This is a genomic window from Paractinoplanes deccanensis (genome assembly GCF_016862115.1).
In the GTDB taxonomy this organism is placed as follows: Bacteria; Actinomycetota; Actinomycetes; order Mycobacteriales; family Micromonosporaceae; genus Actinoplanes; species Actinoplanes deccanensis.
Genome location: NZ_BOMI01000160.1, coordinates 1 through 26072, shown reverse-complemented (window position 1 = coordinate 26072; position 26072 = coordinate 1). Strand labels below are relative to the sequence as shown.

At 72.6% G+C, this 26072-nt stretch carries 28 protein-coding genes; 6 read left to right on the top strand and 22 right to left on the bottom strand.

The window, feature by feature from the left end:
- The coding region (locus Ade02nite_RS39060) for a sigma-70 family RNA polymerase sigma factor (RefSeq protein ID WP_203774984.1) at positions 1–924 on the bottom strand (924 nt) is incomplete at its 3' end.
- 74 nt (positions 925–998) lie between these two features.
- Between Ade02nite_RS39060 and Ade02nite_RS39055 the strand changes: the two genes are divergently transcribed.
- Positions 999–1340, top strand: coding sequence for a VOC family protein (locus Ade02nite_RS39055; RefSeq protein WP_203774982.1), 342 nt, complete (start codon positions 999–1001; stop codon positions 1338–1340).
- 146 nt (positions 1341–1486) lie between these two features.
- On the opposite strand, the gene Ade02nite_RS39050 is transcribed toward Ade02nite_RS39055, so the two are convergent.
- On the bottom strand, positions 1487–1636 hold the full coding sequence (locus Ade02nite_RS39050) for a hypothetical protein (protein WP_203774980.1): 150 nt from the start codon (positions 1634–1636) through the stop codon (positions 1487–1489).
- Positions 1637–1730: 94 nt separating this feature from the next.
- Between Ade02nite_RS39050 and Ade02nite_RS39045 the strand changes: the two genes are divergently transcribed.
- Positions 1731–2183, top strand: a complete 453-nt coding sequence (locus Ade02nite_RS39045) for a pyridoxamine 5'-phosphate oxidase family protein (RefSeq protein WP_203774978.1) — start codon at positions 1731–1733, stop codon at positions 2181–2183.
- A 159-nt stretch (positions 2184–2342) separates the two neighbouring features.
- On the opposite strand, the gene Ade02nite_RS50470 is transcribed toward Ade02nite_RS39045, so the two are convergent.
- Together Ade02nite_RS50470 and yczR are read right to left on the bottom strand one after the other, a co-directional pair.
- Positions 2343–2477 carry a hypothetical protein gene (locus Ade02nite_RS50470; protein ID WP_275409981.1) on the bottom strand — a complete coding sequence of 45 codons (135 nt, stop codon included), beginning with the start codon at positions 2475–2477 and terminating at the stop codon, positions 2343–2345.
- A 36-nt stretch (positions 2478–2513) separates the two neighbouring features.
- Complete coding sequence (gene yczR / locus Ade02nite_RS39040) at positions 2514–3968, bottom strand: MocR-like transcription factor YczR (protein ID WP_203774977.1); 1455 nt, start codon at positions 3966–3968, stop codon at positions 2514–2516.
- 59 nt (positions 3969–4027) lie between these two features.
- On the opposite strand from yczR, the gene yczE reads away from it, so the two are divergent.
- Positions 4028–4663, top strand: coding sequence for a membrane protein YczE (gene yczE / locus Ade02nite_RS39035; RefSeq protein WP_203774975.1), 636 nt, complete (start codon positions 4028–4030; stop codon positions 4661–4663).
- Between the two features lie 188 nt (positions 4664–4851).
- A complete protein-coding gene (locus tag Ade02nite_RS39030) occupies positions 4852–5280 on the top strand; it encodes a hypothetical protein (protein WP_203774973.1) in 429 nt (142 codons plus the stop codon).
- Here the strand turns inward: Ade02nite_RS39030 and hisF are convergent.
- Positions 5277–6038, bottom strand: coding sequence for an imidazole glycerol phosphate synthase subunit HisF (gene hisF / locus Ade02nite_RS39025; RefSeq protein WP_203774971.1), 762 nt, complete (start codon positions 6036–6038; stop codon positions 5277–5279). The genes Ade02nite_RS39030 and hisF overlap by 4 nt on opposite strands.
- On the bottom strand, positions 6035–6925 hold the full coding sequence (locus Ade02nite_RS39020; RefSeq protein ID WP_203774969.1) for an EamA family transporter: 891 nt from the start codon (positions 6923–6925) through the stop codon (positions 6035–6037). The genes hisF and Ade02nite_RS39020 overlap by 4 nt, the downstream gene beginning before the upstream one ends.
- Positions 6926–6996: 71 nt before the next feature.
- On the opposite strand from Ade02nite_RS39020, the gene Ade02nite_RS39015 reads away from it, so the two are divergent.
- Positions 6997–7914 carry a LysR family transcriptional regulator gene (locus tag Ade02nite_RS39015; protein WP_203774967.1) on the top strand — a complete coding sequence of 306 codons (918 nt, stop codon included), beginning with the start codon at positions 6997–6999 and terminating at the stop codon, positions 7912–7914.
- Here the strand turns inward: Ade02nite_RS39015 and priA are convergent.
- From priA to hisD, 7 genes are read right to left on the bottom strand one after another with little or no spacing between them, the layout of a single operon-like run.
- Positions 7860–8585, bottom strand: a complete 726-nt coding sequence (gene priA / locus Ade02nite_RS39010) for a bifunctional 1-(5-phosphoribosyl)-5-((5-phosphoribosylamino)methylideneamino)imidazole-4-carboxamide isomerase/phosphoribosylanthranilate isomerase PriA (protein WP_203774965.1) — start codon at positions 8583–8585, stop codon at positions 7860–7862. The two genes, Ade02nite_RS39015 and priA, sit on opposite strands and share 55 nt — an antisense overlap.
- Positions 8586–8629: 44 nt before the next feature.
- Positions 8630–8950 carry a hypothetical protein gene (locus tag Ade02nite_RS39005; RefSeq protein ID WP_203774963.1) on the bottom strand — a complete coding sequence of 107 codons (321 nt, stop codon included), beginning with the start codon at positions 8948–8950 and terminating at the stop codon, positions 8630–8632.
- Positions 8951–9580 (bottom strand): imidazole glycerol phosphate synthase subunit HisH, encoded by a 630-nt coding sequence (hisH, locus tag Ade02nite_RS39000; RefSeq protein ID WP_203774961.1) that lies wholly within the window; start codon positions 9578–9580, stop codon positions 8951–8953.
- On the bottom strand, positions 9580–9738 hold the full coding sequence (locus tag Ade02nite_RS38995) for a CG2302 family histidine operon protein (protein WP_203774959.1): 159 nt from the start codon (positions 9736–9738) through the stop codon (positions 9580–9582). Before Ade02nite_RS38995 ends, hisH begins: the two co-directional genes overlap by 1 nt.
- Positions 9738–10349, bottom strand: a complete 612-nt coding sequence (gene hisB / locus Ade02nite_RS38990; RefSeq protein ID WP_203774957.1) for an imidazoleglycerol-phosphate dehydratase HisB — start codon at positions 10347–10349, stop codon at positions 9738–9740. Before hisB ends, Ade02nite_RS38995 begins: the two co-directional genes overlap by 1 nt.
- The gene (locus Ade02nite_RS38985) at positions 10346–11404 is read right to left on the bottom strand and encodes a histidinol-phosphate transaminase (protein ID WP_203774955.1); all 1059 of its coding nucleotides are present in this window, start codon (positions 11402–11404) and stop codon (positions 10346–10348) included. Before Ade02nite_RS38985 ends, hisB begins: the two co-directional genes overlap by 4 nt.
- The gene (hisD, locus tag Ade02nite_RS38980; RefSeq protein ID WP_203774953.1) at positions 11401–12741 is read right to left on the bottom strand and encodes a histidinol dehydrogenase; all 1341 of its coding nucleotides are present in this window, start codon (positions 12739–12741) and stop codon (positions 11401–11403) included. Before hisD ends, Ade02nite_RS38985 begins: the two co-directional genes overlap by 4 nt.
- Before the next feature lie 488 nt (positions 12742–13229).
- Here hisD and Ade02nite_RS38975 point away from each other — a divergent pair, with 488 nt between their 5' ends.
- Positions 13230–13943, top strand: a complete 714-nt coding sequence (locus Ade02nite_RS38975) for an LON peptidase substrate-binding domain-containing protein (RefSeq protein WP_203774951.1) — start codon at positions 13230–13232, stop codon at positions 13941–13943.
- A gap of 797 nt (positions 13944–14740) precedes the next feature.
- Here Ade02nite_RS38975 and Ade02nite_RS38970 read toward each other — a convergent pair.
- From Ade02nite_RS38970 to Ade02nite_RS38930, 9 genes are all read right to left on the bottom strand, one after another.
- Entirely contained in the window at positions 14741–15499 is a 759-nt protein-coding gene (locus Ade02nite_RS38970; RefSeq protein WP_203774949.1) for a hypothetical protein, read from the bottom strand.
- A gap of 175 nt (positions 15500–15674) precedes the next feature.
- On the bottom strand, positions 15675–19208 hold the full coding sequence (dnaE, locus tag Ade02nite_RS38965; protein WP_203774947.1) for a DNA polymerase III subunit alpha: 3534 nt from the start codon (positions 19206–19208) through the stop codon (positions 15675–15677).
- A 76-nt stretch (positions 19209–19284) separates the two neighbouring features.
- On the bottom strand, positions 19285–20724 hold the full coding sequence (locus Ade02nite_RS38960) for a MinD/ParA family ATP-binding protein (RefSeq protein ID WP_203774945.1): 1440 nt from the start codon (positions 20722–20724) through the stop codon (positions 19285–19287).
- 133 nt (positions 20725–20857) lie between these two features.
- Positions 20858–21820: a hypothetical protein gene (locus Ade02nite_RS38955; RefSeq protein WP_203774943.1), complete on the bottom strand. Its 963-nt coding sequence runs from the start codon at positions 21818–21820 to the stop codon at positions 20858–20860.
- A 4-nt stretch (positions 21821–21824) separates the two neighbouring features.
- Positions 21825–22712 carry an RluA family pseudouridine synthase gene (locus Ade02nite_RS38950; protein ID WP_239169368.1) on the bottom strand — a complete coding sequence of 296 codons (888 nt, stop codon included), beginning with the start codon at positions 22710–22712 and terminating at the stop codon, positions 21825–21827.
- A gap of 41 nt (positions 22713–22753) precedes the next feature.
- The gene (lspA, locus tag Ade02nite_RS38945; protein WP_379037034.1) at positions 22754–23437 is read right to left on the bottom strand and encodes a signal peptidase II; all 684 of its coding nucleotides are present in this window, start codon (positions 23435–23437) and stop codon (positions 22754–22756) included.
- A complete protein-coding gene (locus Ade02nite_RS38940; protein WP_203774939.1) occupies positions 23338–23736 on the bottom strand; it encodes a TraR/DksA family transcriptional regulator in 399 nt (132 codons plus the stop codon). Before Ade02nite_RS38940 ends, lspA begins: the two co-directional genes overlap by 100 nt.
- Positions 23737–23962: 226 nt before the next feature.
- On the bottom strand, positions 23963–25501 hold the full coding sequence (locus tag Ade02nite_RS38935; RefSeq protein WP_203774937.1) for a potassium/proton antiporter: 1539 nt from the start codon (positions 25499–25501) through the stop codon (positions 23963–23965).
- Positions 25498–25833: a DUF167 domain-containing protein gene (locus Ade02nite_RS38930; RefSeq protein ID WP_239169366.1), complete on the bottom strand. Its 336-nt coding sequence runs from the start codon at positions 25831–25833 to the stop codon at positions 25498–25500. Before Ade02nite_RS38930 ends, Ade02nite_RS38935 begins: the two co-directional genes overlap by 4 nt.
- Positions 25834–26072 lie beyond the last annotated feature (239 nt).

Here is a 26072-nt window from a genome sequence, read left to right as displayed (position 1 = left end):
CCCGCCGATCTCGCGCCCGCCGATCTCGCGCCCGCCGATCTCGCGCCCGCCGATCTCGCGCCCGCCGATCTCGCGCCCGCCGATCTCGCGGTCGCCGGTCTCGCGGTCGCCGGTCTCGCGGTCGCCGGTTTCGCGGTCGCCGGTGAAGCCGAAGAGGAAGGCCACCCGCACCTTGCCGCCGACCGCCCAGACCAGGCCCGGCTCCCCGTCCAGCAGGGCTAGGCGCGCCGACTGGGCGCCGCCGTTGAAGCGGCCGGCCACCTCGTGCGCGCCGGTGAGCACGGCCGTCGCCCCGATCCGCACGGCCTCGGGGTCGGCGCGGAGCACCACATCCGGGTCGAGCAGGGTCAGCAGCGCCTCGAAGTCGCCGCCACGCGCGGCCACCAGGAACGCGCTGACCACGGCCCGGCGGCGCGCGACATCGTCGTCACCGGGAACCTCCTCACCTCGCACGCGGCGCCGCGCCCGGCTGGCGAGCTGGCGCGCCGCCGCCGGCGTACACCCGACGATCTCCGCGATCTCGGGGAACGGCACGGCGAACATGTCGTGCAGCACGAAGGCGAGCCGCTCGCTCGGCCCGAGCGTGTCGAGCACCAGGAGCAGGGCCGGCCCGATCGCGTCGGCGACCAGCGCCTGCTGCTCCGGGCCGGGCGCGTCGTCGTACGCGATCGGGGGAATCTCGGCGGGCTCCTCCCGCCGCGCGGCCCGCGACCGCAGCATGTCGAGGCAGACCCGGGAGACGACGGTGGTGAGCCAGCCGGTCAGGTTGCCGACGTCGCTGGTGTCGGCGCGGCTCAGGCGCACCCAGGTCTCCTGCACCGCGTCCTCGGCCTCGTCGGCCGAACCCAGCATCCGCTGCGCGACCGCCCGCAGATGCCGCCTGTCCTGCTCGAACCGCTCCGCCAACAGGTCCAGCTCGCTCATCGTCACACCTCTCGCCCGGCGTCCGTCATACGTGGTGACGGGCCGCCCCGGCCCGCTGTGACAGAGGAGGACCCATGCCCATCCGTACGATCACCATCCCCGTCAAGGACCTGGCCGCCGCGAAGGCCCTCTACGCGGACCTGCTCGGCACCCAGCCCTACGTCGACGAGCCGTACTACGTGGGCTTCCGCCCCGCCAACTCCCCCGAGATCGGCCTCAACCCCCACGGCGACGTGGCCGCCGGCCCGATCACGTACTACCACGTCCCCGACATCGAGGCGACCATCCGAACCCTGACAGCCGCCGGTGCCACCCTCGACCAGCCCGCCAAGCCCGTCGGCGGCGGCGCCACCACAGCCACCCTCCGCGACACCGACGGCAACGTGATCGGCCTGTACCAGGGCGACCCGCAGTAGGCGAGCGCCGGGCGCGCCTCCCTCACCGCGGCGCGCCCGCCCTCGTCGGGAGCACTCTCGCGGCGCCACCGCCGCCTTACCCCCACCACTTCCGCCGGGCCACCGCCGCCGCCCACCGCAACCACCCTCGCAGCGCCACCCTCGCCTCACCGCAACCACTCGCGCCGCCCCACCGCCACCGCCACCACGACCACTCTCGCGCCCCACCTCACCGCGAACGCTTTCGCGGCGACATCCCAGCCCTCGCCGCAGAGGCTCTCGCGGTGCCGCCGCACCCCCACCGCAAGCACTTTCACGGCGCCGCCCCTACCCCCATCACCAGCACGCTCGCGGGGCCGAAAAGTGTCGGTGGGTGCTGGTAGAAAGACCCGCAAGTGAAGGAGGTCGGCGATGGCCGAACAACCGCGGTCCCCCGAGGCCCGCAAGGCAGACGTGCTGGCGAAACTCCACGCCCCGGTCGCCGACGCGTGGGTGGCGACCGCCGACGGGGACGAGCCCTATCTGGTGCCGTTGACCGCCGCCTGGTGCGAGGAGCGCGTCGTGCTCGCCACCGACGCGAGCAGCCCCACCGCCCGCAACCTCACCGCCCACGGCCGCGCGCGCGTCGCCCTCGGCGCCACCCGCGACGTCGTGCTGATCGACGCCACGCTGGAAAAGACGATCCCCGTCGCCGATGCGGGCGAGATCGGCGAGGCCTACGCCGCCCAGAACGACTGGGATCCCCGCACCGCCGGCGATTCCTACGTCTTCCTGCTGCTGCGCCCGGAGCGCATCCAAGCCTGGCGGGAGGTGAACGAGCTGGCCGGCCGCACCCTCATGCGCAACGGCACCTGGCTGGTCTGACGACACCCCGAAGCCGGGACACGCCCCGGCTCGGACGACCGTGGTGGTAGGCGCGACGGCCGACCGAGCGCCGTCGGAACGTGGAGTGACGGATGCCGCGCCAGCGCGGCCGCGGCGGGTCGCGGACGGCCAGCGCGGCCACAAGTCGGTCACGGCCGGTCACAAGCCGGTCGCCGCCGGCCAGCGCAGCCACAAGCCGGCCACCGCCAGCCAGCGCAGCCACAAGCCGGCCACCGCCAGCCAGCGCAACCGCAAGCCGGCCACCGCCAGCCAGCGCAGCCACAAGCCGGCCACCGCGAGGCAGCGCAGCCGCAAGCCGGTCGCGTCTGGTCAGGCGATGACGGCGGGGGTGCGCCAGGACGGGCCGGGGGTGCGGTCCAGGTCGTGGCGGACCGTGGCGATGCGGCGGACGGCCTCGGTCAGCTCGTCGGCCGGGAGGGTGAAGGGCAGGCGCAGGAAGCGCTCCAGCGTGCCGTCCAGTCCGAAGCGAGGGCCGGGGGCCAGGCGGACGCCCACGTCCTCGGCGGCTCGGGACAGGGCGCTGGAGATCGGGCCGTCGAGCTCTGCCCAGATGCAGACGCCGCCCGCCGGGTGCACGAAGCTCCACTCGGGCAGGGCCGTGCGCAGGGCCGCGACCAGGGCGTCCCGCTGGGTGCGCAGCTCTTCGCGGCGGGCCTTCACGATCTGCGTCGCCTGGTGCATGAGGTGCACCGCCACCAGCTGTTCCAGGACGGGGCTGGCCATGTCGACGCCGACGCGGATGGCGGCCAGGCGCTGCACCAGCGGGGCCGAGGCGCGCACCCAGCCGATGCGGAGGCCGCCCCAGTAGGCCTTGCTCATGCCACCGATCGACACCACCCGGGAGTGGCGGTCGAAGACGGCCACCGGCGGTGGCATCTCCAGGTCGTCCAGGGCCAGGTCGACGAACGACTCGTCCACGATCAGCTCGGTGCCCGTCGCGTGTGCCGTGGCCACCAGGCGTTCGCGCAGGTCGCTGCTCATCAGGTGACCCGTGGGGTTGTGGAACTCCGGGATCACGTACGAGACCCTGGGCCGGGTCTGGCGCAGCGCACCGAGCAGCATCTCGCCGTCCCAGCCGGTGACGGTGTCGAGGCCGTGGGTGCTGAGGCGGGCCCGGCGCGCCGAGAGGGCCGCCAGGGCGTTCGGATAGGTGGGTGCCTCGACGAGCACCGGCGAGCCGGCCGGCACCGACAGGCGCAGCACCAGGTCGAGGGCCTGCTGGGTGCCGCCGGTGATGAGGATCTGCTCGGCCGACGTGGGCACGCCCCGGTCCCGGTAGCCGGCCGCCACGGCCTCGCGCAGCTCGCCCAGGCCGGTCGGGTGGTAGCCGGCGCTGCCCAGGTAGCGCGGCAGGTCGGACGCCGCTTCGTGGGCCGCCGCGACCAGTTCGGCGGGGGCCGCGGAGGCCGCCACCCCGAGGTCGATCATGTCGTGGTCGTCGCCGGCCGCCCACAGGCCCGACGGGGCGACCCGGTGCCCGTTCGGCAGGGTGGTCCAGCTCCCGGCGCCCCTCCGGCTGGTCAGATGGCCACTCTCCCGCAGGGTGCGGTACGCGGCTGAGACCGTCGTGCGGCTCACGGCGAGCGCCTCTGCCAGCTCGCGTTCGGCGGGCATGCGTACGCCCAAAGGCAGACGCCCGTCGGAGAGCAACCCGCGCACCGCGGCGGCCAGGGCCGCGTAGTCGGGACTGCGGTGCCGGCCCGGCAGGGAATGCCACTGACCGAGCAGGCGGCCCAATTGGCCCCCTCGTATCGTCGTGGTCACATCCACCTCCGGCGAATTGGCACTTCAGGTTCCCACAATTGGCCTTCAGAGTGGCACCCATGCAACCGAGTGGCAACCGAGATCGTCGTCTCACCCGCCGGACCGTCCAGCTCTTCGCCGGCCTCGTGCTCTACGGCGTCAGCATGGCCTTCATGGTCGAGTCCGCGCTCGGGCTCAACCCGTGGGACGTCTTCCACCAGGGGCTGTCCGAGGTGACCGGCGTCAGCCTCGGCTGGGTGGTGATCCTCGTCGGCGTCCCGGTGCTGCTGCTCTGGATCCCGCTGCGGCAGCGCCCCGGCTTCGGCACGATCGCCAACCTGGTCGTGGTCGGCTTCGCGGTCGACGGTGCCCTCGCCGCGCTGCCCGCCGGCGGCACGATGCCCGCCCGGGTCGGCTATCTGGTCGGCGGCATCCTGCTGAACGGGCTCGCCACCGGCCTCTACATCGGCAGCCGGTTCGGGCCGGGCCCGCGCGACGGCCTGATGACGGGACTGGTGGGCCGGTTCCCGCGCCTGTCGATCCGGCTCGTCCGTACCACGATCGAGGTGCTGATCCTGGGGGTTGGGTTCTTGCTCGGGGGTACGGTGGGCATCGGCACCATTGCATACGCGCTGGCCATCGGCCCTCTCGTGCAGCTGTTCCTGCCGCTGTGCACGGTGCCGAGCGGCGCGGCCCGGCCGGCGCTGGCCCATTGAGTGGCGTCACTCATCCGGGTTCATACACGCTCACTCACCGGACGGACACTCTGCGGCGATGTGTCCGGATTGGACGGCGCGATCTGCCCCGCTGACTCGGTTTTGCACCCCGCCCGTTGCATCACAGTCTTGTGATCATCGCGACACATTCGCTTCCGGGCGCGGGTGCGTCGCGGCATCATTGCCGCATGGGGGCGGGCAGCTGGCAGTGGAACGACGCTTGGATCTTCGTGTCCGCGGTCATCGCCGAGCGCCTCGAGCGCGACCGGGCGATGCACGCGGCCCTGCCGGTGACCGGCGCGAGCCTGGCCGACCTGCTGGCCGCCGCCGACTTCCTGCACCACAGCGTGCCGAGCCGCGCCGAGCTCGAGGAGTCGGTGCGCCGCCTCGCCGGCGCCGGCCTGATCGTCGTCGAGGACGACCTGGTCGAGGTCGCTCCCGCCGGCGAGCAGCTGTGGCGCACCCGCCCGTTCAGCGGCCTCTCGTCGGCCGTGATGACGTTGCAGGCCCAGCTCAACCGCGCCGCCGAGCCCGGCGACTCCGGCTGGAGCCTCGACGAGCAGACCTACGCGGCAGCGGTCCGCGAATACAGCATCAGACTCGCCGACGGCCGCTAGCGGACCGGGTTGCCGGCCGCGCGCAAACTCTCCTTCACCTCGCCGATCGTGAGGTCTCCGAAGTGGAAGACGCTCGCCGCCAGCACCGCGTCGGCGCCCGAGGCCACCGCCGGCGCGAAGTGGGCGACCTCGCCCGCACCGCCGCTGGCGATGACCGGGATGTCGACGACGGCGCGGACCGCGGCGATCAGGTCGAGGTCGAAGCCGGCCTTGGTGCCGTCCGCGTCCATCGAGTTGAGCAGGATCTCGCCCGCGCCCAGGGATGCCACCGTGCGGGCCCACTCGATGGCGTCGAGGCCGGCGCTGCGACGGCCGCCGTGGGTGGTGACCTCCCAGCCGCTCGGCTGGTCGGTGGAGCGGCGCACGTCGAGCGAGAGCACGAGCACCTGGTTGCCGAAGCGGGTGGCGATCTCGCTGATCAGCGCGGGGCGGGCGATCGCCGCCGTGTTGACGCCCACCTTGTCGGCGCCCGCGCGCAGCAGCACGTCCACGTCCTCGACCGAGCGGACGCCGCCGCCCACCGTCAGCGGGATGAAGACCGACTCGGCCGTGCGCCGCACCACGTCGAGCATCGTGCCGCGGCCGGCAGACGAGGCGGTCACGTCGAGGAAGGTCAGCTCGTCGGCGCCGGCCGCGTCGTAGGCCGCGGCGAGCTCGACCGGGTCGCCCGCGTCGCGCAGGTCGACGAAGTTGACTCCCTTGACCACCCGGCCGGCGTCCACGTCGAGGCAGGGAATCACACGCACGGCAACCGTCATGCTCCAACCCTAACCAAGGCCGCCGCCGGCCTTCCCGCGGTCCGGGACGCGGTCAGCCCGAGCAGGATGCCGCCCACCACGAGCACGCCCCCGGCGACGTCGATCGCGTGGACGCGCTCACCGAGGAAGATCGCGGCCGACGCCATGCCGAAGAACGGGATGAGCATCGAGAACGGCGCGACGGTGCCGGCACCGTACCGCTGGAGCAGGAAGCCCCAGCCCGCGAAGCCCGCAAGCGTGGAGATCAGCGCGACGTACGTCAGGGCCCAGAGGGCTTCGAGATCGAACGCGCGCAGCGCGGAGAGGCCGGCCGACGGCCCGTCGACCAGCAGCGACAGCACGATGAGCGGGCCGGACGCGACCGCGCTGACCCAGACCATGAACCGCAGCGTGTCCGGCGGCGACGCCTTGCGGGTCGCGACGTTGGACAGCCCCCAGGCCGCGCCGGCGCCGATGAGCAGGAGGAACGCGCCGAGGTTCGTGCCCATCCGGGTCGCGACCAGCGCCACGCCACCGGCGGCGAGCACAAGACCACCTATCTGTACGGGGTGTGGGCGCTCGCGCAGCAGCAGCGCCGCGAAGCCCATCGTGAAGACCGCCTGGCTCTGCAGCACCAGGGAGCTGAGGCCCGCGGGCATGCCGGCCGCCATGCCCGCGAAGAGCAGCGAGAACTTGGTGACGCCGAGGATCAGGCCGACCGCGACGATCCACTTCCACGGCACCTGGGGGCGGCCCACGAACAATAGCGCGGGGAACGCGGCCAGGGTGAAGCGCAGCGCGTTGAACAGCAGCGGCGGGAAGTGGTCGAGCCCGGTCTCGATGACGACGAAGTTGAAGCCCCAGACGGCGGTGACGGCGACCGCGATGCCGATGTCGCGTGATCTCATGGTTCGAGCCTGGTCAGCGCAACCGTTAAGCACCAGCGAAAATTACTCAAGCAACGATGTAGCCTCACTACATGATTGACCTGGGCCGCCTCCGGGCGCTGCACGCCGTGGCCAGCTACAAGACCGTGCTGGCGGCCGGCGAGGCGCTGCACTGCACGCCGTCCGCCGTCTCACAGCAGCTGGCCAAGCTGGAACGCGAGACCGGCGCCACACTGGTCGAGAAGGACGGCCGGCGGCTGCGGCTCACCGAGGCCGGCCAGGTGCTCGCCCGGCACGCCGAAAAGGTGCTCGCGACCGTCGACGAGGCCGAGGCGGCGCTGGCCGCCCACCGGGACACGGTGATCGGGCGGCTGACCGTGGCGGCGTTCGCCACCGCGTGCCGCGCGCTCCTGCCGTACGCGTTGCATCGTCTTGCCTCCGACCACCCGCAGCTGTCGACGGGTCTGGTGGAGGTCAACCCGCACGAGGGCCTGGAGATGCTGCACCGGGGTCATGTCGACCTGGCGGTGCTCGACGACTGGCCCGAGGTGGCGCTGCGCTACCCGAGCGGGATCACCCACGTCGAGCTGGGCTGGGACGTCGCCGACCTGATCGTGCCGACCGGCCACCGGTTCGGCGAGTCGGTGACCCTGGCGCGGGCGCGCGACGAGCGGTGGATCGCGGCGAAGGCCGGCGACATCTGCCACGAGTGGCTGCTGCGGGTGATGCCCGGCGTGCAGCCCGACTTTCACGTCGGCGAGTTCGAGACCCAGCTGACGCTGATCTCCGCGGGGCTGGGCGTCGCGGTCATCCCCCGGCTGGCGCGATCGGCCGCACTTCCGGCGGGCGTACGGGTGGTGCGCCTGCATCCGGAACCGCGGCGGCGCGTGGTGATCGCGTGGCGCGAGGCCTCCGCCGCCCGCCCGGCGATCGGGGCGGCGGAGGCGGCGCTGCGTCAGGCCTGGGCGAGGGCGTCGAGCGCCTCACGAACCGTGAACGCGCCCGCGTAGAGCGCCTTCCCGGCGATCACACCCTCGACGCCGACGGGCTCCAGCGTGGCGAGGGCCCGCAGGTCGTCGAGCGTGGACACGCCGCCGCTGGCGATCACGGGCTTGTCGGTGGCGGCGCACACCTCGCGCAGCAGGTCGAGGTTCGGCCCGCGCATCGTGCCGTCCTTGGTGATGTCGGTGACCACGTAGCGCGACGCGCCCGCCTTGTCGAGCCGGGCCAGCACCTCGTACAGGTCGCCGCCGTCGCGGGTCCAGCCCCGCGCCGAGAGGGTACGGCCGCGCACGTCCAGCCCTATCGCGACGCGGTCGCCGTACTCGCCGACGACCCGGTCGCACCACTCCGGGTCCTCCAGCGCGGCGGTGCCGATGTTGACCCGCTCGCAGCCGGTCGCGAGCGCCCGGGTCAGCGACTCGTCGTCGCGGATGCCGCCGGAGAGCTCCACCTTGACGTCGAGCCGCGCCACCACGTCGGCGAGCAGCGCGGCGTTGGAGCCCCGGCCGAACGCCGCGTCGAGGTCGACCAGATGCACCCACTCGGCGCCGTCGTTCTGCCAGGCGAGCGCGGCCTCCAGCGGGTCGCCGTAGGCGGTCTCCGAGCCGGCGGCGCCCTGGACGAGGCGTACCGCCTGGCCGTCCGCCACGTCGACGGCGGGCAGCAGAGCGAGTGTCATGGGTTTCTCCCTGTTATCCGGCCTTGCGGCCGAGGACGACGACGTTATCCGGCCTTGCGGCCCAGGACGACGACCACGAGGGCCGGTGCGGCGAGAACGATCAGCACGGTGAGGAGGATGCGCAGCGGCATCTCGGGCACCCACAGCCAGATCGCGGCGATGGCGGCGAGCGTCAGCAGCACGATGCCGAGGCGCTCGCCCCGGCTGCGCCGGTACAGCGTGCCCGAGCTGCCGACCCGCGGGGTGAGCTTGGTGACGAGCGAGCGGCGCCGCTCCCGCCGGGCGACCTTGCGGGCGCGGGCCGCCTTCTCCTTCTCGAGCACGGCGAGCCGCTCGGCGCGGCGTCGCGCTCTCTCCTTGGACATCTACGACAGACCGGAGACCCAGTTGCGCAGCAGCCCGTAGCCCGCGTCGGCGGACTTCTCCGGGTGGAACTGCGCGGCGCTGAGCGCACCCATCTCGACGACCGCGGCGAACGGCTCGTCGTGGCTCGCCGTGGTCACCTTGGCGCCGGCCTCGCGCAGAACCTCGAGATCCGAGGCGGCGTACGAGTGCACGAAGTAGAACCGCACGTCCTCGGGCAGGTCGGCGAGCAGGGCCGAGCCGTCCGCGATGTCCACGGTGTTCCAGCCCATGTGCGGGATGCGCTCGGCCGTCAGCCGGTTGACCACGCCCGGCAGCAGCCCGAGCCCCTTGGTCTCGACGCCGTGCTCGACGCCCGAGTCGAAGAGGATCTGCATGCCCACGCAGATGCCGAGCACCGGGCGGCCGGCGGCGACCCGCTCGGCGATCATCGGGCCGGCGTCGATCTCGTCGATGCCGGCCATGCAGGCCGCGTACGCCCCGACGCCCGGCACGACGAGGCCGTCCGCCTCCGCCGCCGCGTGCAGATCGCTGGTCACCGTGACCCGGGCGCCGGTGCGGGCGACCGCCCGCTCGGCGGAGCGCAGGTTGCCCGACCCGTAGTCGAGCACGACGACGTCAGGCCCGCTCATCAGTTGTCCCCCGGAAGCAGCCAGGCGATGCCGCCCGCGACGGCCAGGGCGGCGAGCACGCCGACCAGCCCGATGCTGAACTTGGTGGCGCCCGACTTGATCAGCTGGATGACGCCGCCGACCAGGAAGCCGGCGACGATGAAGAGAACGACGGCCATCACAGCACGCCCTTGGTGGACGGGAGCTGGCCGGCGTTGCGCGGGTCGATCTCGACGGCCTCGCGCAGCGCCCGGGAGAACGCCTTGAACTGCGCCTCCACCACGTGGTGCGCGTCCGGGTGGCCGCCCGGCCGGCAGGCCCGCAGCACGTCGACGTGCAGCGTCACCTTGGCCGCGTGGCCGAACGCCTCGAAGATGTGCCGGGTCATGCTGGTCGCGTAGACCGGCCCGATGTACGGCGTCAGCAGGGGCTCGTCGTGCACCACGTACGGCCGGCCGGACAGGTCGACGGCGGCACGCACCAGCACCTCGTCCATCGGGATGGTCGCGGACCCGTACCGCCGGATGCCCCGCTTGTCGCCCAGCGCCTGGGCGAAGGCCTCGCCGAGGGCGATCGCGGTGTCCTCCATGGTGTGGTGCGAGTCGATCTCGAGGTCGCCCTCGGTGCGGACCGTCAGGTCGAAGCCGCCGTGCTTGGCGAGCTGGTTGAGCATGTGGTCGTAGAAGCCCACACCGGTGTTCAGGTCGCCCTGGCCCGTGCCGTCGAGGTCGATCTCGATCAGCACCTTGGTCTCGTTGGTGACGCGCTCGATGCGCGCGGTGCGACTCACTGCAAAGCCTCCAAGAATGCGGTGGTCTCCGCCTCCGTGCCCGCGGTGACCCGCAGCCAGCCTGCCAGACCGACGTCGCGGACCAGCACACCCCGGTCGAGCAGCCGCTGCCACGCGACCTTCTGATCGCCGCCGACCTCGAAGAGCACGAAGTTCGCGTCGCTGTCGGCCACCTTGACGCCGCGGCCGCGCAGCGTGGTGACGATCCGGTCGCGCTGCTCCTTGATCGCCTCCACGGTCGCGAGCAGCGAGTCGCGGTGCACGACGGCGGCGCGGGCGGCGGCCTGGGTGATCGAGGAGAGGTGGTACGGGAGCCGCACGAGCTGCACGGCGTCGACCACGGCCGGGTCGGCGGCCAGGTATCCGAGCCGCCCACCGGCGAACCCGAACGCCTTGCTCATCGTCCGGCTCACCACCAGGCGCGGGTGCCCCGGCAGCAGGGTCAGCGCGCTCGGCGTGCCGGGCCGGGCGAACTCCGTGTACGCCTCGTCGACGATCACCATGCCGCGGGCGGCGCCGAGCACCGCGTCGATCACCGCCGGGTCGAGCGCGGTGCCGGTCGGGTTGTTCGGCGAGCAGACGAAGACCACGTCCGGGTCGTGCCTCTCGATCTCGGCGACCGCCGCCTCGGGCCGCAGGCCGAAGTCGGGGTCACGGAGCGCGCCGATCCAGCGGGTGCCGGTGCCCTGCGCGAGCAGGGGGTGCATGGAGTACGACGGGCCGAAGCCGAGCGCCGTACGCCCCGGGCCGGCGAACGTCTGCAACAGCTGCTGCTGCACCTCGTTCGACCCGTTGGCGGCCCACACGTTCGCGGCGGTGAGGCCGTGGCCGAGGTATCCGGCCAGCTCGGTGCGGAGCGCGACGGCGTCACGGTCCGGGTAGCGGTTGAGGTCGCGCAGCTCCGCCTGGACGGCCTTGCCGATCGCCTCGACCACGTCGTCCGGCACGGGGTACGAGTTCTCGTTCGTGTTGAGCCGCACGGGCACGTCGAGCTGCGGCGCGCCGTACGGCGACTTGCCCCGCAGATCGTCCCGGATGGGGAGATCGTCGATCATGCGGACCTCCCCTCCGAGCGGCCTGCACCCGACTGAAGGCGAGCTTGAACGGCCTCGCCGTGCGCCGGCAGGTCCTCGGCGTTGGCGAGCGCGACCACGTGGCCCGCGACGTCGCGGAGCGCCGCCTCGTCGTACTCGATGACGTGCACGCCCTTGAGGAACGACTGGACGGAGAGCCCCGACGAGTGCCGCGCGCATCCCGCGGTGGGCAGCACGTGGTTGGACCCCGCCGCGTAGTCACCGAGCGACACCGGCGACCAGGCCCCCACGAAGATCGCGCCGGCGTTGCGGACCCGCATGGCCCACTGCCGCGCGTCACGCGTCTGGATCTCCAGGTGCTCCGCCGCGTACGCGTCGACGACGCGCAGCCCCTGCTCGAGGTCGTCGACGAGCACCACGCCCGACTGCTCGCCGGTCAGCGAGGTCTGCACCCGGGCGGCGTGCTTGGTGGCGGTCACCATCTGCGAAAGCTCGGCCTCGACCGCCTCGACCAGCGCCTCGGAGTCGGTGACCAGCACACTCGCGGCCAGCGGATCGTGCTCCGCCTGGCTGATCAGGTCGGCCGCCACGTGCCGCGGGTCGGCCGTCTCGTCGGCGAGGATCGCGATCTCGGTCGGCCCGGCCTCGGCGTCGATGCCCACGGTGCCCTGAAGCAGCCGCTTCGCCGCGGTCACCCAGATGTTGCCCGGCCCGGTGATGACGTCGACCGGCTCGCAGCGGTCACCCTCGTCCGCGCCGTCCGAGCCGTACCCCAGCATGGCGATCGCCTGGGCGCCACCCACCGCGTACACCTCGTCGACCCCGAGCAGCGCACACGCCGCCAGCACCCGCGAGTCGGGCAGGCCGCCGTTCTCCTTCTGCGGCGGGCTCGCCACGACGAGCCCCTCGACGCCGGCCTCCTGCGCGGGCACCACGTTCATGACCACGGTGGAGGGATAGACGGCAAGACCCCCAGGAACATAGAGGCCCACACGTTGTACGGGGATCCAGCGCTCGGTCACGGTGCCCCCGTCGACCACCTTGGTGGTGACGTCGGTGCGCCGCTGATCCGCGTGCACCTTGCGAGCCCGCTTGATCGACTCGAGCAGCGCCGCCCGCACCTCGGGCTCAAGGCTCTCCACCGCCGCGTCGATGTCGGCCTTGGCGACCCGCAGCCGCTCCAGCCGGACCCCGTCGAACCGCTCGGTCGCCTCCCGGATCGCGCTGAACCCATGCCGATGAACCGCCTCGACAACCGGGCGGATCTGCTCGACAGCCACGGAGACGTCGAGCTGGGCACGGGGCAGCAGTCCACGCGGGTCCCGCCGGGAGCCACGCAGGTCGGTCCGATTCAGCACGGTGACAAGTTTAGGCTGCCTACTCCCGCTCCTCACCATCGCCGCAGCCCGGACCAGGACGTGGGATCCCCCACCCTCCGCGCGCCGCCCTCCCACCTCTGCTTCGCCGCCCACCACGTCATCCCTCGCCGCGCGCCACTGCCACAACGACCGCGCGCCACCACCACCGCGCGCCACCGCCGCATTGCGCCGGCCCGTCGCTCGCCGTCCGCCACCGCCACCGTGCGCCACCGCCACCGTGCGCCACCGCCACCGCGCGCCACCGCCGCACTGCGCCGCCCCGTCGCTCGCCGTGCGCCACCGCCACCGCGCGCCGCCCTCTCCCTCGCCGCACAGCCCAACCGTCGCCGCGGGCCCATCCCCTCGCCGCATACCCCACCGCCGCCGCGGGCCCCCATACCCCCGCCGTACCCCCGCCGCCGCCGCGCGCCGTCTTTTGTGTGGATGGTGATGGTTGACCATGGTCCGGTGACCGTTAGGCTGAGCTGGTGAGCAAGCGGCTGCCGGTGTTCCCTCTGGGCACGGTGCTGTTCCCGGGCCTGGTGCTCCCCCTGCACATCTTCGAGGAGCGTTACCGAGCCCTCGTGCGCGAGCTGGTGGCCGGCCCCGCCGACGACCCGCACGAGTTCGGCGTGGTCACCCTCCGCCGCGGCGCCGAGGCTCCCGCCCCCGACACCGGTGACGGCGACGGCCCCTCCTCCCCACCGCCCCCGATCGGCGCCGACGACATTTACCAGGTCGGGTGCACCGCCGAGCTGCGCCAGGTCACCGAGCTCCCCGGCGGCCGCTACGACATCATGACCGTCGGCCGCCGCCGCTTCCTCGTCAAAGACGTGATCCAGGGCGACGAGCCCTACCTGACGGCCGACGTCGAATGGCTCCCCGACGAGTCCCCCGACGAGACAGCCGAGCTGTTGGCACCCCGGGCCCTGGCCGCCTTCCGCGCCTACCTCGAGCTCCTGCGCCCCGACTCCGAGGCCCTCGACGCCGTGCCCGCCGACCCGACGGTGCTCTCCCACCTGATCGCGGCCACCGCCCAGCTCACCACCGAGGAGCGCCAGACTCTGCTGGCCGCCCCCGACACCGCGGCCCGCCTGCGCACCGAGCTCAAACTCCTCAATCGCGAGTCCGGCCTCCTGGCCCGCGTCCGAGCCGTCCCGGTCCCCCTGTCAGACCTGGCCCGCCCCGCCAGCCCGAACTGACTCTCACTCCCCGCCCGATCCGGGCACACAGGCGGACGTAGCTGATATCCACGGCCACACCGTCCGGGGGTGTGCCCGCCGGCTGAACCCGGGAGCATGCCGGCTGCCTGAGACCGCATCGCCGCGGAGAGTGAGTGGGGGCAGAAACCTCGGGACGCCGACCGTTGCCGTGACCACTCATGACCCGGCCTCGGCGGTGCGCGTTCGCCGCCGCACTCATGCCGGACAAATCCGATTTGCGAATCAAGGGGACGGCGGAGGCGGTGACGGAGGTGATGTCCTCACACGAGGACAGCTCACCCAGCCCGCGTAAGGAGCACCCCAGTTCCGTGCAGGAACACCACCAACGCCGCGCAAGGCCCGTGGCCGAACGCCGCGCGGGTGGCGCCGCACAGGCCTAACCGCGAGGCGGCTCGATTGGCTTTCCGGTTGGGGCCATGCGCCACGCGGGCCTAGCCGCGAGGCGGCTCGACCGGCTTTCCGGTTGGGGCCATGCCAGGCCGCGAGGGAGCGGCCGGATTCGCGGAGTGCGGCCCCGCCGAGGACTGCCCCGGCCAGGAGGACCCGGAGCCCGGCCCAGCATCGGACCCGTGACCGGAACCGGCACCGTGACCGGGACCGGAACCAGCACCATGACCGGAACCGGCACCGTGACCAGAACCGGGGCCGGGGCCGGAACCGGGGCCGGGGCCGGGGCCGGGGCCGGGGCCATGACCGGAACCGGGGCCATGACCGGAACCGGGGCCGGGGCCGGAACCGGGCCGTGACCAGAACCGGGCCGTGACTAGAACCGGGGCCTAACCGGAACCGGGGCCGTGACTAGAACCGGGGCCGTGACCGGAACCGGTACTAAAGCCGGAACCAAGCCCGTACCCGGAACCGGGCCCATAGCCCGGCTCGGGACCATCGAGCGCCGGCTCGTCCGTGTTGGGCCCATAGCCCGGCCGAGCGCCAGGCGCATCCAGGTCCGGGTCGTTGGACCAGCCCGCCATGAGCGTAAGGGCGATCGCAGCCGCGAAGGCCGGCACCAGCAACGGGCCCAGAGAGTGGACCTCGGGCGGGGCCAGGTAGGTGGCGCCCTGCTGGGCGGTGTCGCGCCAGTGCTGGTAGTCGCCGCGGCCGATCATCTCGCCGATCCGGGGTGCCACCAGGTAGCCGGCGCCCAGGGCGCCGGCCACGACGCCTAGCAGCAGGTAGGGGCCGCGGTCGCGGCGGAGCACCATCCAGGCGGCGATCGCCACGAGCAGGCCGAAGCCGAGGCCGAGCAGGGTGAACCAGCCGTCGGCGGCGATGTACTCCTCGGGGGACGGGTCGTTGAACGTGATGTCGCCATGCCCGATGCCGACGACGGGCACGGACGGCGCCAGCCACGCCCACAGCAGGCCCAGCGGCGCGCCGAGCGCCAGGATCAGCAGGCACATGGAGACCGAGACCACGAGGGTGCGCCGCCACGGGCGCCGCGCCGTCCGCTCGGCCACCACGCCGAGCGGGTAGCCGTCGACGTCGCCCGGCCCGGAGGGATGCGCGAGCCCGTAACCGCCACCGGGTCCGGTCACTCCCCCGGCCCATGCCTGGTCTCCGGACCAGGCCGGTGCGCCGCCGGAAGGGTCCGGCGGAGGCGGGCCGGGCTGCTGCGGGTGTGCCGGTTCCTGACTCGCGTTCACCCCACGATCCTGCCAGGTTCTCCTGTGCGGCGTCCCGCTCGGGCGCGCCCGGCCAAGCGGCGCCGGGTCAGGCCACCGCGGACGGGCCGAGGATCATCTTGAGGTCGGCTCGGAGGGCCGGGGTCGGGGCGACGCGCACCGCGCCCAGGCGCAGGACCGTGGTGCGGCTGCCGTTCTGCAGGTGGACGTGCACCTCGGAGTCGCCGGGGTGGCTGGTCAGGATCTCCTTGAGCTCGGAGACCAGCGGCGGCGTGCAGCGGGTGATCGGCATGGTCAGGGTGACCGGCTTGCTGTCGGGATTGTGGCTGACGTCGGGCAGCGACATGTCCATCGCCATGATGCGCGGGGTGTCGTCGCGCCGGTCGACGCGGCCCTTCACCACGACGATGGCGTCCTCGGCGATGAACTGCCCGATCACCTCGTAGGTGTTGGGGAAGAACAGCGCCTCCACCCCACCGGCCAGGTCTTCCAGGGTGGCCGAGGCCCACGCGCGGCCCTGCTTGGTGATGCGCCGCTGCACACCGGTGAGGATGCCCGCGAGCGTCACCACCTGGCCGTCGGGGACCGAGCCCTCCTCGTTGAGCGCCGCGATCGTCGTGTCGGCCGCGTTCTGGAGGAGCTGTTCGAGGCCGGCGAGCGGGTGGTCGGAGACGTACAGGCCGAGCATCTCGCGCTCGAAGGCCAGCTTGTCGCGCTTGTCCCACTCGTCGTCGGTGATCGGGGGCATGGCCACCGTCGCCGCGCTGCCGCCCTCGGTGTCGCCGAACGCGCCGAACAGGTCGAACTGGCCCGCCGCCTCGTTGCGCTTCACGTCCGCGTACGCGTCGATCGCCTCGGCGTGCACGGCGAGCAGGCCCTTGCGGCTGTGCCCCATCGAGTCGAAGGCGCCGGCCTTGATCAGGGATTCCACGGTCTTCTTGTTGCAGGCGATCGCGTCGACCTTGGACAGGAAGTCGTAGAAGTCCTGGTACTTGCCCTTTTCGTCGCGGCACCGCCGGATCGCGTCGACCACGTTGTGCCCGACATTGCGGACCGCCGCGAGGCCGAAGCGGATGTCCTTGCCGACCGGGGTGAACGGGCCGGCGGACTCGTTGACGTCGGGCGGCAGGACCTGGATGCCCATGCGCCGGCACTCGGCCAGGTACATCGCCATCTTGTCCTTGTCGTCGCCGACGCTGGTGAGCAGACCCGCCATGTACTCGGCCGGGTAGTGCGCCTTGAGGTAGGCCGTCCAGTAGGAGACCAGGCCGTACGCCGCGGAGTGGGCCTTGTTGAACGCGTAGCCGGCGAACGGGACCAGCACGTCCCACACCGCCTGGATGGCCTCCTTGGAGTAGCCGTGCTCCAGGCAGCCCTGCTGGAACGGCACGAACTCCTTGTCGAGGATCTCCTTCTTCTTCTTACCCATGGCCCGGCGGAGCAGGTCGGCCTGGCCGAGCGAGTAGCCGGCGAGGATCTGCGCGGCGCGCTGCACCTGCTCCTGATAGACGATCAGGCCGTACGTGGGCTCGAGGATCTCGCGCAGCGGCTCCTCCAGCTCCGGGTGGATCGGGGTGATCTCCTGGAGCTTGTTCTTGCGGAGCGCGTAGTTGGTGTGCGAGTCGACGCCCATCGGACCCGGCCGGTAGAGCGCCAGGACCGCGGAGATGTCCTCGAAGTTGTCGGGCTTCATGAGCCGCAGCAGCGAGCGCATGGGCCCACCGTCGAGCTGGAACACGCCCAGGGTGTCGCCGCGGGCCAGCAACTCGTACGCCTTGACGTCGTCGAGCGGCAGCGCCAGCAGGTCGAGCTTCTTGCCGTGGTTGAGCTCGATGTTCTTGTTGGCGTCGTCGATGATCGTCAGGTTGCGCAGGCCCAGGAAGTCCATCTTGAGCAGGCCGAGGGTCTCGCAGGTCGGATAGTCGAACTGCGTGATGATCACACCGTCGGCGGGGCGGCGCATGAGCGGGATGTGGTCGATGATCGGCTCGGCGCTCATGATGACGCCGGCCGCGTGCACACCCGTCTGGCGGATCAGGCCCTCGATGCCGCGCGCGGTGTCGATCACCTTTTTGACGTCGGGGTCCTGCTCGTAGAGCGTGCGGACCTCGCCGGCCTCGCTGTAGCGCTTGTGCTCCTTGTCGAAGATGCCGGAGAGCGGGATGCCCTTGCCCATGACGTCGGGCGGCAGCGCCTTGGTGATGCGGTCACCGACGGCGAACGGGTAGCCGAGCACCCGGGCCGCGTCCTTGATCGCGGCCTTGGCCTTGATCGTGCCGAAGGTGGCGATCTGGGCGACCTTGTCCTCGCCCCAGCGCTCGGTCACGTACTTGATGACCTCGCCGCGCCGGCGCTCGTCGAAGTCGATGTCGACGTCGGGCATCGAGATGCGCTCGGGGTTGAGGAACCGCTCGAAGATCAGGCCGTGCGGCAGCGGGTCGAGGTCGGTGATGCCCATCGCGTACGCGATCAGCGAGCCCGCCGCGGAGCCGCGGCCGGGGCCGACGGCGATGCCGTTGCGCTTGGACCACTGGATGAAGTCGGCGACCACGAGGAAGTACGCCGGGAAGCCCATCTCGATGATGACGCCGAGCTCGTACTCCGCCTGCTTGACGTGGGTCTCGGGGATGCCGTCGGGGAAGCGGTTGCGCAGGCCCTCGAAGGCGACGTGCCGGAAGTACTCCTCCTCGGTGTAGCCGTCGGGGATCGGGAACCGGGGCATCAGGTTCTTGAAGGTGAACATGCCCTCGGTGTCGACCTTTTCGGCGACGAGCAGCGTGTTGCGGCAGCCCTCGAGCCACGCCTCGGAGGAGTCGACGGCGCGCATCTGGTCGGCCGACTTGACGAAGTAGCCGGCCCCGTCGAAGCGGAACCGGTTGGGGTCGGCGATGTTGCTGCCGGTCTGCACGCAGAGCAGCACGTCGTGGGCCTCGGCCTGCGCTTCGTACGTGTAGTGGGAGTCGTTGGTGACCAGCGGTGGGATGCCGAGCTTCTTGCCGATCTCGAGGAGCCCGTCGCGGACCCGGCGCTCGATGGAGAGGCCGTGGTCCATGATCTCGAGGAAGTAGTTGTCCTTGCCGAGCGCCTCTTGGTACATCGCGGCGGACTTGAGCGCCTCGTCGAACTGACCCAGCCGCAGCCGCGTCTGCACCGCGCCGGACGGGCAGCCCGTGGTGCCCATGATGCCCTCGGCGTGCTCGGCGATGATGTCGAAGTCCATGCGCGGGTACTTGCCGAGCTGGCCCTCCATCGAGGCCCGCGAGTTGAGCCGGAAGAGGTTCTTGAGCCCGACGGCGTTGCGCGCCCACATGGTCATGTGGGTGTAGGCGCCGTTGCCGGAGACGTCGTCGCCCTTCTGCTCGGGGCGGCCCCACTTGACCCTGTTCTTCATCAGGCGGGAGTCGGGCGCGACATAGGCCTCGACACCGATCACCGGGGTCACGCCGACGGCCTTGGCCTGGGTGTAGAAGTCGTAGGCCCCGTGCATGTTGCCGTGGTCGGTGATGGCCGCGCCGGGCATGCCCAGCCGGGCGGCCTCGGCCAAGAGCTCCTTGACCCGGGCGGCCCCGTCGAGCATCGAATACTCGGTGTGCACGTGGAGATGCACGAACGAGTCAGACACTCCGGACCCCCCTGAAGTTGTAGGAACGCCAGAACTCTAGCGGGCCCCTACGACAAGAACGAGGGGGAAACGCGTGTCACTCGGCGAATGGCTCGATCATCACAGACGCGGCCTTGAGCCACGCCGTGCGCGTCTCCTGCTGGAGGTCCGCGTACTCGATCGAGGAGCCCACTTCCAGGGCCGGGTCGTAGGGCACCACGGCCACCGCACGGGTGCGCGTGGCGAAGTGCTTGGCGAAGTCGTTGAGCAGCGGCAGCGGCCCGGGCGAGGGGCACGAGATCAACGTCACCGCGTTGGACACCAGATCGCCCATGCCGCTCTCGTCGAGCACGTCGAGCATCCAGTCGGCGGTGAACGCGGCGTCCTCGCGGGGCACCGTGGTGATCACGAGCTGGTCGGCCTGGCGCATCACGGTCTGCCAGTTGACGCTCTCGACGTTGTTGCCGGTGTCGACGCAGATCACGTCGTGGGTGCGGCGCAGCAGGTCCATCACCCGGCGCACCGTGTCCTGGTCGAGCCGCTGGGCGAAGCGCGGGTTCTCCTCGCCGGCCAGCACGTCGTACGAGCCGTCGGAGGCATGCCGCAGATAGCCGTCGAGCTCCTGGAGCAGCGCGTCGCCGTGCAGATCTTCGATCTGGGTGAGGTCGGCGAGCAGGTGCTTGATGGTGCGGGCGTGCCGCGCACTGCCGGCCCGCAGGCCCAGCGTGCCGCGCAGCTCGTTGTCGTCCCAGGCCAGCACGCCTCGGCCACGGACGCTGCCGATGGTCGCGGCCGCGAGCACGGTCGCGGTGGTCTTGTGCACGCCGCCCTTGGGGTTGGCGAAGGCCAGCACCCGCGGCTTGCCCAGCGTGCGCCGCATCACCGAGACGGCGCGGGCCATCTCGTCGTCGGCGCGGGTCTGCCGCCACTCGATGCGGGCGCCGGCCGGCGAGATCGGCGAGGGCGCCACGCGCGGCGGCGGAGCGGCGGGCTGGGCCATCGGGGGCGGAGCGGGCTGGGCCATCGGGGGCGGAGCGGGCGGCGCCATCGGGGGCGGCTGCATGACCGGCGCGGCCGCGGACGCCCGCACCTGCGGATAGTCGCGGGGCTGAGGTTGAGGCTGCGGCTGCGGCGGCGCCTGCCGCGACGGTCCGAAGAAGCTGGTGGGCTCGGGAGGCGGGGCGACCGGCGGAGGCGGGGCGGCCGGCTGCGCGCGCGCCTGCCAGCGCGGGTCGAGCGGGTTGATCGGCCGCTGTGGCATCGGCCGCTGCTGCTCCACCGGCGGCGGCGCGGGCTCGGCCGGATGCTGGTCGTAGCGGGAGCCGTAGGACGCCCCCCGCGGATCGAGGGGGTTGACCGGCCGCCGGGTGGGCAGGGGCGACCCGTACTGCTGGGGTTGCTGCGGCGGCGGGGCCTCCCGCTCCTGCTCCGGCTGGTCGTCGGGGTTGCGGGCACCGTGCCGGGCGCGGTCGAGCAGCGCCCGCCATCGCGGGGCTGGTTCCGCAGGCCGGCCCCAGCCGGTCTCGGTCCCCTCCACGGCTCAGTCCTCCCTGCCCATGTCTCTCGGTGGTGCCCACGCCCGGGCTCCTCGCCCCTGACAGGCTACGGAGCCAACCGCGAATGGGCCACTGCCCGTGCACCGACTAGAGACCTAACGGTCTCCACGGGGCTCAGGGTGCTGCCGCCGAGGCGCTGGTCGCACCGTGAGCAGCGGTCGCGTCTGACGCAGAGGGTACGGCAGAAAGATCCTCCGATGCCGAGACGGAAGGGTCGCTCGGGTCCGGAGAGACCCGGGATGAGTCAGATGTCACAGCGGCCCCGGGCGACGACCTTATCGGCGCCGACGCGGGCGAGGCAATGCCCACCGACGCGGTTGGCACAGCCGGCGCGGAGGACGGCGGCACGGTGCCCGTCTGCTCCGGCAGCGGTGGCCGGAACTCCGTGCGGTCGAGGCTGCGCACCTCGGGGGCCGGATCGACCGCCCGCACCCCGGAACGGGCCGCGACGCCCTGCAGAGCCGCCGGCGCCCCGCGCACCACGGCCGCGAAGACACAGGAGCACCCCGAGCGGTACGCGGCGGCCTCCACCGCCGCCGTGCGCGCCGCCACCGCGTACGCCTGCCGGGCGCGCGCCTCGGTGGCCGGCAGCCTCGCGGCCAGCTGCTCGTACGACGCCTTCTCCTGGTCGCGCAGCAGCGCCGCGTCGAGCATGCCGGTGAGCACGTCGGCGGGAAGCCGGTAGACCGGGATCCGCACCACCTGGGTGTGCTGCTCGGGCACCGGCACCCGGGCGTACACCTGAGCCACCGCCGTGCCGTCGAACAGGTCGGCCAGCCGGCCGGCCGGCACGTACTCCGACAGGCTCACCAGCGCCCAGGTGTCGCCGCTGGCCGGTGCCGACGGGTCGGCCAGCGCCCGCAGCTCGGTGCGCGACGAGCCGAGGTAGCCGGGCACGGTCTGCCCCTGCACGACACCGACCCGGACCACGTCGCTCGGGTCGCCGGCCGGCGCCGCCTCGCGCCGGTTCAGCCAGAGCGCGCCGACCAGCACGGCGACCGCCGTGACGGCGGCGCAGGCCACCGCGACGCGGGCGTAGGACGCTCCGGAGAAGCGCACCCGCTGGGCGGGGCCCATCGGGTCAGGCCGCGTCCTGAAGGACGTCGAGGGCGTACTTCAGGTCGTCGGGATAGTCGCTGACGAAGCGCACCTCGTCGTGGGTCCGCGGGTGCAGGAAGGCGAGCTCGCGGGCGTGCAGCCACTGCCGGTTGAGCTTGAGCCGGGCCGCCAGGGTGGGGTCGGCGCCGTACGTGAGGTCGCCCACGCACGGGTGGCGCAGCGCCGAGAAGTGCACCCGGATCTGGTGGGTGCGGCCGGTCTCGAGCCGCACGTCGACGAGGCTGGCCGCGCGGAACGCCTCCAGCGTGTCGTAGTGGGTCACGCTGGGCTTGCCGCCGGACATCACCGCGAACTTGTAGTCGGCGGTGGGGTGCCGGTCGATCGGCGCGTCGACGGTGCCCCGCAGCGGGTCGAGGTGACCCTGCACGACCGCGTGGTAGCGCTTCTCCACCTCGCGCTCCTTGAAGGCGCGCTTGAGGACGCTGTACGCCATCTCGCTCTTGGCCACGACCATGAGCCCGGTGGTGCCGACGTCGAGCCGGTGGACGATGCCCTGCCGCTCGGCGGCGCCGCTGGTCGCCACGTTCTGCCCCATGGCGGCGAGGCCGCTGACCACGGTGGGCCCGGTCCAGCCGGGGCTCGGGTGGGCGGCCACGCCGACCGGCTTGTCCACCACCACGATGTCGTCGTCGCTGTAGATGACCTTGAGCCCGTGCACCGGCTGGGCCACGACCGGCGGCTGCTCGCTGACCGGCGAGGGCAGCGTCACCTCGAGCCAGGCGCCCGCCGAGACCTTGTCGCTCTTGGGCCGCGGGATGCCGTCGACCAGCGCGTCGCCGGCCTCCACCAGGGTGGCCGCGGCCGTGCGGGACAGCCCGAAGAGACGGGACACGGCCTGGTCGAGGCGCATGCCGTCGAGCCCGTCGGGCACGGGCAGGGATCGCTGTGAGGTCACTTCTTCTCGGCCTTCTTGCGTACGAGGCGGCTGCCGTCCCGCTGCCGGCCGGTGAGCTCGAGGAGCACCGCCAGCACGACGCCCACGCTCAGGCACGCGTCGGCGATGTTGAACACGGCGAAGTACTCCGCGTACGGCCCGAAGAGGCTGAACATGTCGACCACGTGGCCGTGGAACGGGCTCGGCGCGCGGAACAGCCGGTCGCCGAGGTTGCCCAGGGCGCCGCCGAGCACGAGCCCGAGCGCGACGGCCCACGGCAGCGAGCGCAGCTTCGTCGCCATGTAGGTGATCCAGCCGATCACCACGAGGGTGATCACCGGGAAGACCCACGTGTATCCGCTGCCGAAGCTGAAGGCGGCGCCGCTGTTGCGCAGCAGCGACAGGTAGATGAGGCCGCCGAGGATGCGGACGGGCTCGCCCTCGGTCAGGTTTTCGGTGGAGAGCCATTTGACCCACTGATCGAGGGCCACGGCCACCACGGCGGTGACGGCGAGCACCGTCACGGCGGCACGGCTGAATCCGGGACGGGGTCCCGGCTCCGGCTCGTCCACCGTGGTCGCGCCCGTCGCCTCGTCGGCGTTCAGCGTCGTTCCTCCAGCTGCTTGCAGGACACACAGAGAGTCGCGGAGGGGAACGCCGCCAGTCGCTCGACCGGGATCGGGTTGCCGCACCGCTCGCACCAACCGTAGTTCCCCTCGCCGAGGCGGTCGATGGCGCGTTCCACCTGATTGATCCTCTCCAGCAGATTGTTCGCCAGAGTGATCTCCTGCTCACGCTCGAACGTCTTGGTGCCGGCGTCGGCCTGGTCGTCGCCCGCGGAGTCGGCCATCCGGTCGCGGGCCAACTCGGTGATCTCGCTGAGCGACTGTGCGTATTCGGCCTGGAGCTCGTCGCGCCGCTCGACCAGCGCGACCCGGATCTTCTCCGTCTCGGCGGCGCTGCGCGTCCGCTTGCCCGCGGTGTCGGTTGCCTTGGCCATCGTCGCTCCCTCGGCCGCGCTCGGCGCGGCGATCGGCGTGCTGGGAGGCCGGCGTCCCATCCGGCCCCTCTGTCCCTTTTTGTCAGCTGAGGCGGCGTACGCCCCAAGCGCCGGGGTTATTCTTCCCCCACCTGCACAAACGGCGCGGCCGAACTCGGCAGCCGCGCACTCTCGGAGGACCGCAAGGATACGGAACGTATCGACCACCGACAACCGGAGCGACGAATCAGCGCGGTTCCTCCCGGCCGTCCTCGCCGAACCAGCGCGCCAGGCGGCCCCGCCGGCTCACCGCGCGCAGGCGGCGCTCGGCCACGTCCCGCGCCGCGGCGGTCGCGACGATCAAGAGCTCGTCCCCCGTACGCAAGCGGGTGTCCGGACCCGGCACGAAGCCGGCGCCGTCCCGGACGACCAGGCTCACCGACGCCCCCTCGGGCAGGCGCAGCTCGTCGATGTGCACGCCGGCCAGGCGCGACCCGGGCGTGACCTCCATGTGCAGCAGGTCGGCGTTGAGGCGTTCCAGTGGCGCCGCCTCCACGTGCACCTCGGCGGCCTCGGCCGGGGCGGTGACCCGCAGCAGGCGCGCCGCCGGGCCGAGCGTGGTGGCCTGGAGCAGCGTGAAGATGATGACCAGCAGGAAGACGGCGTCGAAGAGCCCCACGGCGCCCGGCGTGCCGGCCGAGAGCGGGATCGTGGCCAGCACGATCGGGACGGCGCCGCGCAGCCCCGCCCAGGACAGGAAGGCCGTCCCCCGCCAGCCGACCCGGTTGCCGGGACGCCGCGGGCCACGCACCGGGCGGGCCAGCACGGCGGCGACGATCACCGACAGCGGGCGGGCCAGCAGCACCAGCGCCACGCCGACCACCAGGGCCGGCACCAGCGCGCTGTCCAGCCGCTGCGGCGACGAGAGCAGGCCGAGCAGCACGAACAGGCCGATCTGCGCCACCCACGCCAGCCCGTCGGCGAAGCCGAGGATCGCCCGGCGGTGCGGGATGCGGCCGTTGCCGAGCACCACCCCGGCCACATAGACGGCGAGGAACCCGGACGCGTGGGCGACGGCCCCGGCCGCGTACGCCAGGACGGTCAGACCGACGGCCGCGATGGGATAGAGCCCGGCGGACGGCAGGGCGGCGTGCCGCAACAGCCAGCGGCCACCGGCGCCGACCGCGAAGCCGATCGCCGCGCCCGCCGCCAGCTCGTAGGCGACGATCAGCAGCTCGTACCACCAGGCGTGATGCCCCTCCGGCCCGGTGGCGCTGAGCAGGACGACCAGCAGGACCACCGGGGCGTCGTTCATGCCCGACTCGGCCTCGAGCGTGGCCACCAGGCGAGGCGGCAGCCGCAGGCGGCGCAGCGTGGCAAAGACGGCCGCGGCGTCGGTCGACGACAGCACGGCACCGTAGAGCAGGGCCAACTGCCAGGGCAGATCAAGGATGACGTGTACGGCGAGACCGACCACCGCGATGCTGACGGCCACCCCGATCGTGGCGAGCGACGCGGAGAGCCCCAGCACCGGCCGCAGCGTGCTCCACCGCGCCGTCAGCCCGCCCTCCGCGATGATCACGATGAGCGCGCAGAACCCGAGCGTGCGGGTGAGCTCGGCGTCGTCGAAGCGGATGCCGAGCCCCGCCTCCCCGATGATCATGCCGATACCGAGGTAGACGAGAAGGCTGGGCAGCCCCAGCCGGGTGGAGAGCCGCACGGCGCCGACGGCCACGAGCAGCACGGCGGCCCCGATGAGCAGGGCGACGTCGAGGTCGCCGGTCATGCGGGCGGGCCGTCGCGCAGCACGGCAAGCCGCTCGGCGACCCCGGCCCCCCGCACGGTGAACACCTTGTCGCGACTGGTCGCGCCCACCTTGAGCTCGACCGCGGCGGCCCGCACCCCGAGAGCGTCGGCCAGGGCACGGCGCACGGCCTCGGTGGCCTTGCCGTCCACCGCGGGCGCCCCGACGGCAACGATCAGCGCGGGCCCGTGCGGCCCTTCATAGCGACCCCCGACCCTGGTACGCCCGGCGCCCGGCGTGACGCGCACGGCCACACTCGACGCACCCAGTTCCGGCGGCACCGCGATCGACGAGGCCGGATCCTTCTGAGGCACGCTGCGCTTGACCATGCCCCATTGTGCCGATCACCCGCTCACCCGAACGAGCCCAGCACCGGGCGGCTCCGCGGCGGCCGCGCGGTCCCCGCTCACGCGACCCGCCCCGCTGCATGGTCACGCCCCACCTCCACAGCCACGCCTTGCTGGCGCAACCCCGCCGCGCCCGCGCAACCCTGCCGCGCCCGCGCAACCCTGCCGCGCCCGCGCAACCCCGCCGCGCCCGCCCAACCCCGCCG